The sequence below is a fragment of the Microbacterium gorillae genome (assembly GCF_050990725.1).
Taxonomy (GTDB): Bacteria; Actinomycetota; Actinomycetes; order Actinomycetales; family Microbacteriaceae; genus Microbacterium; species Microbacterium gorillae_A.
The window spans coordinates 3874300-3889147 of the sequence record NZ_CP158844.1; the positions used below are offsets into that span (position 1 = coordinate 3874300).

17 protein-coding genes are annotated in these 14848 nt (G+C 68.0%); 10 read left to right on the forward strand and 7 right to left on the reverse strand.

Annotated elements, in window-relative coordinates; all coding sequences use genetic code 11:
• Window positions 1-4: 4 nt before the first annotated feature.
• Complete coding sequence (locus ABTV68_RS17950; RefSeq protein WP_433675038.1) at window positions 5-1015, reverse strand: DUF5937 family protein; 1011 nt, start codon at window positions 1013-1015, stop codon at window positions 5-7.
• 81 nt (window positions 1016-1096) lie between these two features.
• On the opposite strand from ABTV68_RS17950, the gene ABTV68_RS17955 reads away from it, so the two are divergent.
• The 5 genes from ABTV68_RS17955 (at window position 1097) to ABTV68_RS17975 (ending at window position 3522) form a co-directional block, all read left to right on the forward strand.
• Window positions 1097-1453, forward strand: coding sequence for a cupin domain-containing protein (locus ABTV68_RS17955; RefSeq protein WP_433675039.1), 357 nt, complete (start codon window positions 1097-1099; stop codon window positions 1451-1453).
• A gap of 21 nt (window positions 1454-1474) precedes the next feature.
• Entirely contained in the window at window positions 1475-1768 is a 294-nt protein-coding gene (locus tag ABTV68_RS17960) for a DUF4287 domain-containing protein (protein ID WP_433675040.1), read from the forward strand.
• A 16-nt stretch (window positions 1769-1784) separates the two neighbouring features.
• A complete protein-coding gene (locus ABTV68_RS17965; RefSeq protein WP_433675041.1) occupies window positions 1785-2429 on the forward strand; it encodes a dihydrofolate reductase family protein in 645 nt (214 codons plus the stop codon).
• 46 nt (window positions 2430-2475) lie between these two features.
• Window positions 2476-2997: an ATP-binding protein gene (locus ABTV68_RS17970; protein WP_433675042.1), complete on the forward strand. Its 522-nt coding sequence runs from the start codon at window positions 2476-2478 to the stop codon at window positions 2995-2997.
• A gap of 159 nt (window positions 2998-3156) precedes the next feature.
• Window positions 3157-3522, forward strand: coding sequence for a VOC family protein (locus ABTV68_RS17975; RefSeq protein WP_433675043.1), 366 nt, complete (start codon window positions 3157-3159; stop codon window positions 3520-3522).
• A gap of 19 nt (window positions 3523-3541) precedes the next feature.
• Here the strand turns inward: ABTV68_RS17975 and ABTV68_RS17980 are convergent, their stop codons facing one another.
• Entirely contained in the window at window positions 3542-3847 is a 306-nt protein-coding gene (locus ABTV68_RS17980; protein WP_433675044.1) for an ArsR/SmtB family transcription factor, read from the reverse strand.
• A gap of 82 nt (window positions 3848-3929) precedes the next feature.
• Here ABTV68_RS17980 and ABTV68_RS17985 point away from each other — a divergent pair, with 82 nt between their 5' ends.
• Window positions 3930-5156, forward strand: coding sequence for an MFS transporter (locus ABTV68_RS17985; protein WP_433675045.1), 1227 nt, complete (start codon window positions 3930-3932; stop codon window positions 5154-5156).
• Here ABTV68_RS17985 and mmuM read toward each other — a convergent pair whose 3' ends face one another.
• Window positions 5157-6050 carry a homocysteine S-methyltransferase gene (gene mmuM, locus ABTV68_RS17990; RefSeq protein ID WP_433675046.1) on the reverse strand — a complete coding sequence of 298 codons (894 nt, stop codon included), beginning with the start codon at window positions 6048-6050 and terminating at the stop codon, window positions 5157-5159.
• Window positions 6047-7288, reverse strand: coding sequence for a trans-sulfuration enzyme family protein (locus ABTV68_RS17995; protein WP_433675047.1), 1242 nt, complete (start codon window positions 7286-7288; stop codon window positions 6047-6049). Before ABTV68_RS17995 ends, mmuM begins: the two co-directional genes overlap by 4 nt.
• Before the next feature lie 108 nt (window positions 7289-7396).
• Between ABTV68_RS17995 and ABTV68_RS18000 the strand changes: the two genes are divergently transcribed.
• Window positions 7397-7840, forward strand: a complete 444-nt coding sequence (locus ABTV68_RS18000; RefSeq protein WP_433675048.1) for an Lrp/AsnC family transcriptional regulator — start codon at window positions 7397-7399, stop codon at window positions 7838-7840.
• Window positions 7841-7891: 51 nt separating this feature from the next.
• Here ABTV68_RS18000 and ABTV68_RS18005 read toward each other — a convergent pair whose 3' ends face one another.
• Together ABTV68_RS18005 and ABTV68_RS18010 are read right to left on the reverse strand one after the other, a co-directional pair.
• Window positions 7892-9292 (reverse strand): aldehyde dehydrogenase family protein, encoded by a 1401-nt coding sequence (locus ABTV68_RS18005; protein ID WP_433675049.1) that lies wholly within the window; start codon window positions 9290-9292, stop codon window positions 7892-7894.
• Window positions 9289-10344, reverse strand: a complete 1056-nt coding sequence (locus ABTV68_RS18010; protein ID WP_433675050.1) for a homoserine dehydrogenase — start codon at window positions 10342-10344, stop codon at window positions 9289-9291. The genes ABTV68_RS18005 and ABTV68_RS18010 overlap by 4 nt, the downstream gene beginning before the upstream one ends.
• A gap of 277 nt (window positions 10345-10621) precedes the next feature.
• Here ABTV68_RS18010 and ABTV68_RS18015 point away from each other — a divergent pair, with 277 nt between their 5' ends.
• The 3 genes from ABTV68_RS18015 to ABTV68_RS18025 are packed head-to-tail and all read left to right on the forward strand — an operon-like array spanning window position 10622 to window position 14028.
• The gene (locus tag ABTV68_RS18015; RefSeq protein ID WP_433675051.1) at window positions 10622-12127 is read left to right on the forward strand and encodes an amino acid permease; all 1506 of its coding nucleotides are present in this window, start codon (window positions 10622-10624) and stop codon (window positions 12125-12127) included.
• Window positions 12127-13263, forward strand: a complete 1137-nt coding sequence (gene alr, locus ABTV68_RS18020) for an alanine racemase (RefSeq protein WP_433675052.1) — start codon at window positions 12127-12129, stop codon at window positions 13261-13263. Before ABTV68_RS18015 ends, alr begins: the two co-directional genes overlap by 1 nt.
• Before the next feature lie 12 nt (window positions 13264-13275).
• The gene (locus tag ABTV68_RS18025) at window positions 13276-14028 is read left to right on the forward strand and encodes an IclR family transcriptional regulator (protein ID WP_433675053.1); all 753 of its coding nucleotides are present in this window, start codon (window positions 13276-13278) and stop codon (window positions 14026-14028) included.
• A 2-nt stretch (window positions 14029-14030) separates the two neighbouring features.
• Here ABTV68_RS18025 and ABTV68_RS18030 read toward each other — a convergent pair whose 3' ends face one another.
• Complete coding sequence (locus ABTV68_RS18030; RefSeq protein WP_433675054.1) at window positions 14031-14816, reverse strand: IclR family transcriptional regulator; 786 nt, start codon at window positions 14814-14816, stop codon at window positions 14031-14033.
• Window positions 14817-14848 lie beyond the last annotated feature (32 nt).

Below are 14848 nucleotides of genomic sequence, written 5' to 3' on the forward strand. Positions count from 1 at the left end.
CGCCTCAGAGTCCGGCGCCGACCAGCGCCTCCCCCAGCGGCGTCCGCAGGTGCATCATGCGGTTACCCTCGCGGGTGCTGATCAGCAGTCCGGCGCCCCGCAGCACCGACAGGTGATGCGAGGCGGTGGAGACGGCGACGTCCGCATCGGCGGCGATCTGCGACGTGGTGCGCGCGACGTGGGCGCGGAGCAGGATTCCCGCTCGCACCGGACCGAGAAGCGCGCTCAGGGAGTCCGCGATGTCCCCGCTCTCCCGCGCCCATCCCTCGGTCACGCCGCGCGCGGGATAGAACAGGGTCGGCTGTGCCGGCGGCTCGGTGATCACCATGCAGCCCCACGAAGACATCACCGACGGCACCAGCACCAGCCCGCTGCCCCGACAGTCCACATCCTCACTGTGGCGGCGCAGGCGAACACTCACCGCACCGTCGTTCCACCTCACGTTTCGGTGCAATCCCGAAGCCATCGCGGCCAGTCCGTCGACGGCCACGACGCGGGACCGCACCGCGATGTCCGCGCGCAGCAGCCGCTCCAATGGACCCCAGAACGGGGCGATCGCCGCCTCCCAGACCTGCTCCCAGGCGTCGGCGATGCGCTCCCGCGCCCGTTCCGGATCGGCCCGCATTCGTCGCAGCATCTCCTGTCGCTCGCCGACCGAACGCACGATCATCTTGTCGAGGTCCACCACCATCCCCGCGAGCGGCGCGGACCGCAGTGCCGCCAACTCCGCCTGCGGAGTCATGTCCCACCGCGGGTCGGCCGTGAGGAAGTCGGGCATGTAGCCGTCGGCTCCGATCACCTGGGCCAGCAACCCGAACGCCTCGCGCGGCACGTGATCGCGCACGCGCTTCAGCCAGCCCCACTGCAGCGGAAACTGGGCGGGACGCAGCAGCGCGCGCACCGCGTGCGCTGCTTCGTGTCCCGGCGAGATCCCGAACCGGACGGCTTCGATGTCTCCCGCACTGAGGCGGAAGTCCACCCGGTGGTCGGGATGCTCGACCCCCTCGCGGGGCATGTTTCGATCCACATCGAAACACTACGGTCTGCGTCCGGCGAGCGAAAGAGTGAGAGCAGCAACGGACAAGGAGCAGCGCACATGATCGAGACGCCCACCGCGGCATCGCGAGTCTCCCCCGAAGAGATCCGCATCGGTGCCGGCAACAGCAGGCGATTCCAGGGCAGCGACCACGGTGCCGCCGTCTCCTACTTCTACGTCGACAATCAGCCGGGCCAGGGTTCGGGACGCCACTGGCACCCCTACCCCGAGACGTGGGTGGTAATCGAAGGCAGCGCCACCTTCTTCGTCGGCGACGAGACGATCGAGGCCTCCGCCGGCGACACCGTCACCGCGCCGGCCTTCGTCCCGCACCAGTTCCTCAACACCGGCACCGACACGATGCGACTCATCTGCATCCACGCTTCGCCGGTCATCATCCAGACCAACCTCGACTGACCGATAGACAGGAAAGAACACATGTCATTCCAGGCATATCTCGACAACATCGAGACCAAGACCGGTCTCACCCCGCGCCAGTTCATCGAGCTCGCCACCGAGCGAGGCTTCGGTGCGGGCACGAAGGCCACGCCCATTCTCGAGTGGCTCAAGGAGGATTACGATCTCTCCCGCGGGTACGGCATGGCTCTCGTGCACGTGATCACCAAGGGCCCGAAGATCAGCGACAAGCACGTCGGATCGGGTGGCGTGCACGCCGATGCGTCCGATGAGCTCTGGCTGGACGGCGCAGCCACCAACCCCGCGAACGCCTGAACCAAGGAGCATCACGATGGCAGTGCGCATCGACCTCAACGTGTCCCTCGACGGATACGCCACCACCACCGACCAGACTCCGGAGAACCCCTTCGGTGAGGACTGGGGTCGCCTCGTCTCGGCCTACACCGCCACGCGCACGTTCCGAGCCCGCGTGCTGGGTGACACCAGCGGTGCCGGAACCACGGGGATCGACGAGAAGTACGCCCAGCAGTACTTCGAAGACCTCGGCGCCGAGGTCATGGGAGCCGGGATGTTCGGTCTCCACGACCACGGTGACGACCCCGATTGGCGGGGCTGGTGGGGAGAGGAGCCGCCGTTCCACGTTCCGGTCTTCGTGCTGACCCACACACCGCGCCCATCGATCTCGTTCGACAACGGGACCGTGTTCCACTTCGTGGACACGACCGCCGAGGACGCGCTGGCGCGGGCGACCGAAGCGGCGAACGGCGGTGACGTGCGTGTCGGCGGCGGCATTCGCACGGCACGTCAGTTCCTGCAGGCGCGACTCGTCGACCGGTTCCACCTCGCGATCGCGCCGATCGTCCTGGGGCGCGGCGAGTCGATCTGGGAGGGGCTGCGCGGGCTGGAGGACGGCTACGACGTCACGAGCGAGGTCGCCGAATCCGGCACCACGCACGTGGTCTTCACTCGGCGCTGAACACCGAGTGTCGGGCTTCCGGAGCCCGTTCGTTAGCATCGAGTCCGTGATCGTATGGCTCAACGGCGCGCATGGCGTCGGCAAGACGACGACGAGCACCCTGGTGCAGGAACTCATCCCCGGGTCGCGTGTGTTCGATGCCGAGAAGGTCGGCGAGACGCTCATGGACGTTCGGCCGGGGTTGCCCGAGATGGGCAACTTCCAGCACTGGCCTCCCTGGCGACCGCTGGTCGTTGAGACTGCTCGCCGAATTCTCGAGTACACGGGCGGGACTCTCGTGATGCCGATGACCGTGCTGGTCGAGTCCTATTGGCGGGAGATCAGCGGCGGCCTCGCGTTGCATGGGATCCCTGTGCGCCATTTCGTGCTGCACGCAGACCAAGACACGCTTCGTCGACGAATCCAGGAAGACACGGAGTTGGGCGCATCCACGTTCCGGATGAGCCATCTCGACCCTTACGCCGAGGCGTTCGACACGTGGCTTCGCGAGGAGGCAGACGTTGTCGACACGACCGACCTTTCGCCCGCCGAGGCCGCTCAGCTGATCGCCTCAGCAGCGTCGGACTAGCAGTCTCTGCAGCCAGATGGAACCCCGGCCGGGGACCGGCGAAGATGCAGGTCCGAGAGCGTCGCTGTATCGCGCACCATCACCGTCGCTGACTCGACTCTTGCCAGTGTCGGAGACCAGGTTCAGACTGGCGTCGTCAACACGACGAAAGGGAGCATCATGGCGCACGGAGACATCACTCACATCGACATCCCGGTGAGCGATCTGAAGCGCGGAGCGGAGTTCTACTCCAAGCTCTTCGGCTGGCAGATCGCGGAGATCCCCGGGTTCGAGGACTACCCCATGTGGCAGGCACCGAACGGCATCTCTGGCGGTGGGCTGGCGCCGCGTGGCGAGGGCTTTGTCGAGCCGCGGTCTTACGTCGAGGTGGACTCGATCGACGAGACGATCGCGCTGGCGCAGGAGGCGGGAGCCACGGTTGCGCAGGCCAAGCAGCCGATCACCGAAACCAGCGCGTGGGCTGTGATCGTTGACCCCGATGGCAATCACATCGGCCTGTTCGAGGGCGTGGTCAACGCGGGTTGACCACGCAACACGCCGCAACCTAGGCGTTGAGCACAGCGTCCAGAAGACCGGGGAAGCGCTCGTCGAGATCCTCACGCCGCAGCGTGAGGATCCGCCGGCGCCCGTTCGGCTCGTTGCGAATGACGCCGGCCTCCCGCAGCACCTTCATGAAGTGTGACTTCGTGGACTTCGGGAGGTTCGGGTCGGTGGCGTGGCACGCCGCCATATCCAGCGGACCACCGACGAGCTGGCGGGTGATGGCGAGACGTTCCGGATCGCTGAGGGCGAAGAGCACATCTGTGAGCTGGATCTCGGAGAGCTCAGGGTGCGGAAGGTCACCAGGCATAGTTCGAGAATAGTTGAACAATTGCACGAAGGCGAGTAGCCTCCGATAGTTCGATCTTCTTCGAACCATTGAGGAGCCCGCCATGACCACCACTGAGCCCATCGTCTCACCACGGTTGGTGACCGCCGACGCCGCCCTGTCGCAGCGCCGTCGCTTCGGTTTCGCACTCGCGATCGTCGCGCAGATCGTCATGATGTTCGCAGCGAGCGCGCCATCACCGTTCTACCCGGTGCTGGCGCAGCAGATCGGTTTCGATGCGAGCGTGATCAGTGCGGTGTTCGCGGTCTACGCGGTCATCCTTCTGTTGACCCTGCTCACCGCCGGGTCGCTGTCGGACCACGTTGGTCGTCGACCGGTCGCCATCACCGGATTCCTCCTCCTCGCTGCCAGCATGGTGCTGTTCTGGCACGCCGAGACCGTGCTGCTCCTCATTCTCGCGCGCGCTCTGCAGGGTGCCGCGAGCGGACTGCTCATCTCAGCACTCTCCGCGGCCGCGCTGGATCTGGCACCTGCCGGCCGGCCGGGAATCGCGGCGCTCTGGAACTCGCTCAGCCCGGGCATCGGACTGGCATCCGGCGCACTGGTGTCCGGCATCGTGCTGGATCTGACGAGCGCACCGCTCTTCGACGTCTTCGCTCCGCTCACGGCCGCCTACATCGTCCTGGCAGCGCTGTTCCTCCTGGCACCGGAAACCGCGCCGCTCCGGCCGGGCGCGTGGGGCTCACTGAGTCTCCGGCTCTCGATCCCCGCTCCCATCCGCGCCGACTTCTGGCGCGCGGCGCCCGCCGTGATCGCCGGTTGGGCGACCGGTGGCCTCTTCCTCTCGCTCGGTGCCAACATCGTGCGCACCGAACTCGGTGGCGAGGCTCATCTCTGGCAGGGGCTCGCCGTCGCCCTGCTCGCCGGAGTCGGAGCGCTCACAGCGCTCGCGCTGCGGAAGGTCTCGGCCCGATCCACCGTGCTGTTCGGCACCGCGGCTCTCGCCATCGGAACCCTGCTGTCGCTCATCGCCCTGCGGTCGGGATCGCTCGCGTTCTACCTCGTGGCAGCAGGTGTGACGGGCATGGGCTTCGGCACCGCGTTCGCCGGTGTCGTCGCATCCTTGGCGCCGAAGATCCCCGCCGACGCACGGGCAGACACCTTCGCCGTCATCTACCTGCTCGCCTACCTCGCGTTCGGTGTCCCGGCGGTCATCGCCGGAATGCTGGTCGGAGTGGTGGGCCTTGACGCCGTCTGCGTCGGCTACGGCATCGTGGTCATCACCCTCGCCGCCACCGCCTTCACGATGCGGTTACGGCGGCGCAACTGACTACTCGCCGAGCGCCTGGGCCATCGCGGCGATGCTGGCGGGGCCCACGCGACAGCAGCCGCCGATGAACGTGGCACCGGCGTCGGCCCACGACGCCGGAAGCGACGGGTCGAAGGCGGAGGAACCGAACCAGCGACGGGCATCGCCGTCCCACGTCTCCCCCGAATTGGGGTACGCGATGGCGGCTTTGCCGCTCACCTCGATCGCCGAACGCACCGCGGGCAGCACGTCCGCCGGTGCGCAACAGTTCACGCCCACGGCGACGATCACATCGTGGCCGGCTGCAAGCGCGAAGGCCTCGGCGGCGGGCCTGCCGTCACGGAGGTCGGTTCCCGACACGGTAACGGACAGCCACGCGGGAATCGCGAACTCATCCGCGAGCGCGACCAGCACGGCCGCCTCGTCCAGATCGGGAATCGTCTCGAAGGCGAACATGTCCGGTTCCGCACCGGCAAGCAGTTCGAGTCGGGGCGCGTGGAAATCGCGGAGCTGAGCACGAGTCAGTCCGTAGCGTCCCCGGTACTCCGCTCCGTTCGCGAGCACCGCACCATAGGGACCGACGGAGGCGGCAACGAGCCGGGGCACACCATCGCCTGCGGAGGCGGCGAACTCGTCCCGCACCCCACGGGCGATCACCACGCTCCGCCTGATGAGTGCTTCCGCCTCGGAGCGGATCATGCCGTGACGTTCGAACCCGGCGACGCTGGCCTGGTAGCTCGCGGTGGTCGCGACGTGGGCGCCGGCTTCGAAGTACGTGCGATGCACGGCGGCGACTTCGCCGGGGGCGTCGCGCAGCAGACGCGCGGTCCACAGGTCGTCGGTGAGGTCATGACCGCGTTCCGTGAGCGCGTTCGAGAGCCCCCCATCGAGCACGATCACGGAACGCCGGGTCACGCGGACACCGTCTCCCCTGCCGGCGCGACAACGTGCGACGGGAACGTCGCATCGAGCGCCGCCGCCAGATCGGCCAGCAGATCGTCCGTGTCTTCGATGCCGACCGAGAGCCGCAGGTGTCCGAGCGTGCGGAACGGCAGCGGATACGTGGCCACGCGCCCGCCTTCGGTCCCGGTGTGCACGATCAGCGAATCATCATGCCCGAGGGAGAAGCCGGACGTGATGAGTCGGAGATTCGCGACGAATCGGTTCTGTGTCTCGGGATCGCCGACCACCGCGAACGCCATCATCCCCCCGTACCCACGACCGCCGAACTGCCGCGTGGCCAGCTCGTGGTCCGGATGCGACGGCAGGCCCGGGTAATAGATGTACGCGACCCGGGGGTCACTCTCGAGGAACTCGGCGATGGCGAGCGCCGACTTCAGGTGCTGGGCGAGGCGCAGCGGGAGAGTCACCGAACCGCGATGGATCTGCCAGGCGTTGAAGGGCGAGATGATCCCGCCGACATCCACCATCGCGTCCGCCTTGATCGGCTCGATGAGCTCGCGCGTGCCGATGACCGCACCGCCCATCGCGTCACCGTGACCGTTGATGTACTTGGTCAGGGAGTGGACGACCAGGTCCGCCCCATCAGCGATCGGACGATAGAAGGGCGGCGGGGTGAAGGTGGAGTCCACCATGAGGATGGCGCCGGCGGCGTGACTGATCTCTGCGATCGCCGCGACGTCCGCCACCTTGGTGGTGGGATTCGCGATGGCCTCGATGCACACGAGCTTCGTGTTCGGACGGATGGCCGCGCGCAGTGCGTCAAGATCGCCGACATCCACGAAGGTCGCCTCGATGCCGTATCGCTGCGGCAGGAGTTCGGTCCACAGCCGCCACGTGGCCTCATAGGTCACATCCCCCACGACGACGTGATCGCCGACCCGGACGTGCGTGAAGAACACCGCGTGCAGTGCCGCCACACCCGATGCCAGCACCACGGCGTCCTCCCCGCCGTCGAGGGCAGCGAGCTTGTCCTGCAGCGCCGCCTGGTTCACACCGGTGTTGCGGGTGTAGAGGCCCGGCGCTGTGGCCGACCAGCTGATCTCGCTCGGGTCGTCGGGGAGCTCATACGAGTTCGCCATGACGAGAGGCGTGCGCAGCGCCTTCGTGGAGTCCATGCGATTGCCCGCGTGCACGGCGAGGCTGAGGTCCGACAGGGTCTCGGCCCGTCGGCGGTCCGGTCGTTGCGACATTGCATTCCTACCTTCCACTGGGCGATGGCATCTGCTGTGGACGACATCGCGGATCTACGATAACGTGTGCGATTAACACTTGCAATTGCTAATAACGCACGGAGCGAAATGGGCGCATCGAATCTGGACGACATCGACCAGCACCTGCTCGCCGCATTGAGCGCAGGGGCCCGGGTATCGATGGCGACGCTGGCGACGCAGGTGCACCTGTCACGCAACGCCGTGCGCCAGCGCATCGAGCGCATGGAGCGCGACGGGGTCATCGCCGGCTACACCGTGGTGCGCGGGAACGCCTCCCGCCCCCGCGTCACTGCGATGGTCATGGTCTATCGCGCCGATCGGATGCGTGGCGAGCACGTGATCGATGCGCTCCGCGGCATCGCCGAGGTCACGCGCTGCGACGTGCTCTCGGGCGCCTACGACCTGTTCGTGACCATCGAGGCCGACTCGATGGAGCGCGTCGGGCAGATCTGGGAGCAGATCGCCGCACTGCCCGGTGTCGCCGACACCGTGACGTCCGTGTCGCTGTCCCGGGCCATCGATCGACGCTGACACGCGAGCCCGCGCCCGCGATCCGCTCGCGGGCGCGGGCTCGTGCGCTCGTCAGGCGTTGATGCAGACGACCTTCGGCTGGGTCATCTCCTCATAGGCGAAACGCACACCCTCGCGGCCCATGCTGCCGTACTTCGCACCGCCGAACGGCATGCTGTCGATGCGGTAGTCGGAGGAGTCGTTGATCATCACTCCCCCAGCTTCCAGCTGCTCCGATACCCGCAGCGCGCGGCCCAGGTCGCGCGTGAACGTGGCGGCGTGCAGCGCGTAGTCGATCTCGTTGGCCTGCGCGATCGCCTGCTCCTCCGTATCGAAGGGCGTCAGCACGACCACCGGCGCGAATGCCTCGTCCGCCCACAGCTCGCACGAGAACGGCACGCCTTCCACGACGGTCGGCCAGTGCACCGCGCCCTCCCGGCGCTGACCCGCGAGCACGCGGGCACCGGCAGCCACCGCGTCGGCGACCAGCCGCTCAGCGCTCTCCGCGGCGGCGACGGAGATCATCGGACCCACGTCGGTGGCCTCATCCCACGGATCGCCCGCCTTCAGCGCCGCGGTGCGGACCGCGAACAGGTTGCGGAACTCCTCGTAGGCCGAGCGCTCCACCAGGATGCGCTGTGCTCCCACGCAGTTCTGGCCGGCCGCCCAGAACGCGCCGGACACGCACGCGTCCACCGCGGCGGGGATGTCGGCGTCGGAGAAGACGATGACCGGAGCGTTGCCACCCAACTCCATCGCGAGCTTCTTCAGACCGGCGGAGCGCGCGATCGCCTCGCCCGTGGCGAAGCCGCCGGTGAAGGACACCATGCGCACCTCGCGCGCGGAGATGAGAGCCTGCGCCAGGTGGCGATCCCCGTGCACGACGGTTACGACCTCTTCCGGCAGGCCGGCGTCGACGAGCAGGTTCACCAGGAACCGCGCGGTCAGCGGGGTCAGCTGGGACGGCTTGAGCACGACCGAGTTTCCCCCCGCGATCGCGGGGCCCAGCTTGTGCGCGACGAGGTTCAGCGCATCGTTGTACGGGGTGATGGCGACGATGATGCCCAGCGGCTCACGCGTGAACCAGCCGCGGCGGTTCTCGGATCCCTCGAACGCGTCGAAGGGAATCACCTCGCCCGCATCGGATCGGGCGGCGTCGGCGGAGAGCGAGAGGGTCATGACGGCGCGCGCCACCTCGCGACGCGCCTGCCGAATGGTCTTGCCCGCCTCACTGACGATCAGACCGGCGGCCGTCTCCGCACGTTCGCGCAGCAGCGCGGAGGCGCGATCGAGAATCGCGTGCCGCGTGAAGCGCGACAGCGCGCGCGAACGCTGCAGCCCCGTGCGAGCGCGGTCGAGGATCTGGTCGAGCTGGTCGGGTCCGGACTGCGGCACCACACCGATGGTCGCGCCGTCGAACGGGTTGGTGACCACGAGGTCCGGGTAGGCCGGAGCGCTCACCACGTCGCTCACGAGGAGACCTCCACCTGCGCGCGCTGGTGCGCGTCGATCGCGATGATGTCGGACAGCAGCGCGTACGCGGTCTCGATTCGGCCGGCACCCGGACCGGAGACGGTCACGGTGCCCAGCAGATCGGTGTCGAACGACACGGCGTTGGTGGGGCCGCTGATGCTCGCCAGCGGGTGCGTCAGCGGGAGCGCCATCGGCTCCACCTTCGCGGTGACGCCGCCCGCCGCGTTGCGGAACGCCGATCCGATCAGCTTGTAGCGCTTGCCCTGCGCAGCCGCCTCGACGATGTCGGTGGCCGAGAGCTCCGAGATGCCGCGTCGACTGACATCGGCGGTGGTGAGGTTCGCGCCCAGGATCTCGTTGGCGAGGATGACGACCTTCAACTGCACGTCCGATCCCTCGATGTCGGCCGTCGGGTCGGCTTCCGCGTATCCCAGCGCCTGCGCCTCCGTCACCGCGGCCTCCAGGGTCATCCCCGACTCCATCTGGCCGAGCACGTAGTTGCTGGTGCCGTTCAGGATGCCCTCGACCGCGTTGATCTGCAGACCCGTGAGGGTTTCGGATGCGAATCGGAGGATCGGGGTGCCGCTCACCACTGACCCCTCGTACTGGAACGTCACGCCGTTCGCGGCGGCGAGGCGGTTGAGCTCGACCCCGCCCAGGGCGACGGGACCCTTGTTCGTCGTGGTAACGCTCTTGCCGCTCTCCAGTGCGGCACGGACGTGGGAGATGCCCGGCTCGCCATCGATCGGGTTGGTGAAGGTGGCCTCGACGACGATGTCGGCGGTGGTGTTGCGGATCACGTACTCGTTCTGCGGCTCAGCCGCGCCTCCCGACATGCCGGCGAAGGTCTCGCCGTCCGTCATGGCGAACACGTGCGCGAGGTCGATACCGTCGGCCTGCATCAGCGACCCGAGTCGGAGATCGGTGATGGCGACCACGCGCAAGGCGAAGCCGAGGTCGGTCGCGAGTTCGTCACCGCGATCGAGAATGATCTGCGCCAGCGCACGGTTCACGCCGCCGAAGCCGATCAGTGCAATGTCATGACGGTTCACGTCGGGCTCCTTTGAAGGATCAGGGGAAGGACTGGCTCAGCCTCTCCGGTGATCGCGTCCGTGCGCGCCTGTCGGATCGCTCACGGCGGATGCCGATTCGACCATCTGACGGAGGGTCTGCTCGAATCACCCCCGACGGTGTCGGATTCTGCGGATTCGCTTGTGTCACTCACCCGGCGCAGGTAATCTGCCGACACGCCACGTGCACCATTGACACAAAGTTGTGATGATTTAGCACAGGCCTTCACCCTGATCTCCTCCTCGATTGCGAGAAATCATGAGCCCGTTGCCCGAACAGAGTGCGCTGCCCAACGCCCTCCCTCACACCACCGCCACCCAGGTGCCGCTGCGACGTCTGCAGCGATCCATGGACGCACGACACCTCATCATGATCGCCCTCGGCGGCGTCATCGGCTCGGGCCTCTTCCTGAGCTCCGGCTACACCATCAGTCAAGCGGGCCCCCTCGGCGCGATCATCGCCTACCTCATCGGCGCGTTCGTCGTGTGGCTCGTGATGGCATGCCTCGGTGAGCTGGCCCTGGCCTACCCGGTCTCGGGCGCCTTCCACATCTACGCGTCGCGCTCCATCGGTCCTGCCACGGGCTTCGCTACGGCCTGGCTGTACTGGCTGTGCTGGGTGGTAGCCCTCGGCTCGGAGTTCACCGCAGCCGGCATCCTCATGCAGCGCTGGTTCCCTGGCGTCGACGTCTGGGTCTGGTGCCTCATCTTCGCCGTCGGGCTGTTCAGCATCAACGCCATCTCGGCGCGCGTGTTCGGCGAGGCCGAGTTCTGGTTCTCGCTGATCAAGGTGGTCGCGATCGTCGCGCTCATCGTCTTCGGCGCCATGGCCATCTTCGGATTCACGCCGCTGTCCACCGAGCACCCCGCCGCCCCGCTGTTCAGCAACTTCGTCACCCCCGAGGGACTCTTCCCCGGCGGCATCGCCGGTGTCGTCGTGACCGCTCTCGCCGTCTTCTACGCGTTCAGCGGGTCGGAGCTGATCGGCGTGGCTGCGGGCGAGACCAAGGATCCGGGAAAGAACATCCCGAAGGCCATCCGTTCCACGGTGCTCCGTCTGCTGATCCTGTTCGTCGGATCGATCACCGTGATCGCCGCCATCCTGCCCTACGAGGACGCCGGCCTCACCAGCAGCCCCTTCGTCGACGTCTTCGAGTACGTGGGCATCCCCTACGCCGCAGACATCATGAACTTCGTCATCATCACCGCGCTGCTCTCGGCCGGCAACAGCGGCCTGTTCTCCTGCGCGCGGATGCTCTTCTCGCTGGCGGAAGAAGGGCACGCCCCGGCGGTGCTGGGTCGTCTCACCCGGCGCGGGATCCCGCTGGTGGCCCTGACGGTGAGCCTCGGCCTCGGCCTCGTCTCGCTGGTCTCCAGCGTGATCGCGCCGCAGACCGTCTACCTCGTGCTCGTGTCGATCGCCGGCTTCGCGGTGGTGGCCGTGTGGATGTCGATCGTGGCGTCGCTGTTCTTCCACCGCCGCCGCTTCGTCCGCGAGGGCGGTGACGTCACGAAGCTGGCGTATCGCTCGCCGCTGTATCCGGTGCTGCCGATCGTCGCCTTCGTGCTGCTGTCGATCTCGCTCGTGGCCATCGCCTTCGACCCGAACCAGGTCGCCGCACTGTACTTCGGCGTTCCGTTCGTGGGTCTCTGCTACCTGTACTTCTGGTGGCGCTATGGTCGTCGCGGCGCGAAGCCCGTCACCGTCCTGTCGGAGGAAGCCCCGATCGACGCGGAGCAGCCGGCGTCCGACCTGTCGCGCTGATGAGCGCCGCCACTCCTGTCTGGGTCGAGATCGACGCCGGAGCCATCGCCCACAACCTCGACATCGTCCGGAGCCGACTCGGCGAGACGACCCGGTTCTGCGGCGTGGTGAAGGCGGACGCGTACGGGCACGGCATCTCAGCCACCCTGCCGGTTCTGATGGGGGCGGGCGTCGACATCATCGGCATCACCTCGAATGATGAGGCCGCCGAGGCGCGGCGACTCGGCTTCACGGGGCGCATCCTGCGCGTCCGCGTGGCGCTGCGCGAGGAGATCGAGGAGGCCGGCGAACTCGGCATCGAGGAGTGGCTGGGCGGCGGTGATCACGCACGCGTCGTGACCGCCGCCGCCCGCACCCTCCGGCGCCCGATCCGCGTCCATATCTCGCTCAACTCCACCGGCCTCACCCGGGACGGCATGGACGCGGAGGACGCGCAGACGCCCGCCCTGCTGGGACAGATCGCCGCGAGTCCAGAGCTCGCGGTGGTTGGCATCTGCTCGCATTTCCCGTGCGAAGATGCCGACGATGTCCGCGCCGGCACCGCAGCGTTCCGGTGGCAGGCCGCCTCTGCCGCTCGGATGCTGGGTGCCGGGGCGGATGTCGAGCTGCACAGCGCCACCTCTTTCGCCGCCTTGACCGTCCCCGAGTCGCGCATGGACCTGGTCCGAATCGGTGCCGCGCTCTATGGCGACACGTCGGCACCCGTTCCGGAACTGCGCTCCGCGATGCGCCTCGTGTCGCGCATCGCGGCGATCAATCCGTACCCCGCGGGTCGGACCGTCGGATACGACCGCATGGCACGACTGGACCGCGCCAGCCGGCTGGCCGTCGTACCCGTGGGCTACGCCGACGGCTACCCGCGCACGCTCGGCGGCCGGGGTCACGCCCTGGTTCACGGGCGGAAAGTGCCGGTGGTGGACCGCCTCGCGATGAACAGCCTGGTGATCGACGTGTCCGACGTCCCCGCGGTTGGCATCGGTGACGAAGTGGTACTGTACGGGCGGCAGGGATCGGCGGAGATACGCTCCGCGGACATCGAACGCGACAGCGGCAGCATCGCCGCCACCGCATACGCCGCTTGGGCTCGACTGAACCCGCGGGTCGTCGTGAACCTGCCGACTCCCGCGATCCGATAGAGGCATCCACCAATGACACCCCCGTCCTCACTCCTGCAGGGACTCGCGCTGCTCGAAGCGGCCGTGGCCCAGGAGCGATCGGGGCGGCAGGGTCACAACGCCTCACGACTGTCTGAGGCCACCGGCATCGAGCGCAGTCGCGTCTCACGCCTGACTCGTGAACTGCGCGAACTCGACTATCTCGATCGTGACGAAGCCGCGGTGCTGAAGGCCGGCACCGGGTACTTCCGCACCGCGGGGGCGCTCAGCCGGCCGTGGCTGCGAGCGGCGCGGGAGAGTCTGCGGGTGCTGGCGTCCACGCTGGGCGTATCCGCCCAGCTGGTCGCCGCGGATGGGCCGGCTGCGATCCTGCTGCGCACGGAGAAGGGGCCCGGGGTCTCGGCGGATTACCTGCGTCCGGGAAGCCTGACGCCCATCTGGTGCACGGGCCCCGGCCGCGCGCTGTTGTGGGACCACGCGCGTGAGAGTCTCGACACGCTCCTCGCAGGCGTGCAGTTCGTCGGCGTCGGCGGCCCCGGCGCGGCGCATTCCGTCGACGAGCTTCAGGAACTGCTCGACCGCGACCGCGGATCGGGCATCATCGATGCCCGCGACGAGTATGTCGAGGGCGTCCGCGACTTCGCCCTTCCGATCCGCGACCACCGCGGCATCGTGGTGTCGATCGGGATCAGCGCCGGCAAGCTCTCGCAGCGACGCACGCAGGAGGCCCAGAGCGCTGTACGCGGTGCAGCCGCGCACCTGAGCCGACTCATCCAGGCTTCGTGAGATCAGCTCTCGCGCGCACCGAGCATCGCTGACAGACGACGCGCCGCGTCAGCGCACGCCTCCCCGAGGGCCGGGGACCGCGGTTCCAGTCGCCGACGTTCCCCGACGATCTGCATGCCGGCGATGACTTCGCCCCGGAAGTCCCAGACGGGTGCCGATACCGAGTACAGACCGGGCTCGGCTTCCTCCGCCACGATGGCGTAACCCCGCTCTCGTGAGGCCGCAAGGCGCCGCAGGAACTCGTCCACGGACGTGGCCGCGTTCGGCCCGGCGCTGCGGAACTCGGTGCGGCTGAACACTCCGCGGACCTCGTCGTCCGACGCGTCCCACAGCACGGCCTGGCCGGCATCGCTGCAGAAGGCCGGGTAGGCGCGCCCGATCCACGAACCGATCAATCGGGCAGCCGTCGGCACGCTCTCCACGATCGTGACCGTGGCATCGCCCTCGAGCACGCCGAGGAAGCAGGCCTCCCCCGCGCTCTCCGAGAGTTCGTCGAGAATGGTGCGACCCTCGACGCGCAGTCGCCGCTCCACCAGCTGCTCCGCCGAGGCGTACCAGCTCCACGCCAGTCGGTAGCGACCGTCGGAGCCGCGCGAGACGAGCTGCTCCTCGGCCAGCGCGGCGAGCGTGCGGGAGATCTGCGACCGATCCCGCTCCAGCGCCCGCGCGATGTCCTGAACCGACACACCCTGCTCCCCGGCCGCCGACATGTCAGCGAGGCACGAGATGACGTCCATCCCACGCCCCATGCTGGTGCGTTCGGAGATGGCGTCATCAGGCAGGCTCACACCGCGATGATATCGGGGGCAGCGCCGCTGGG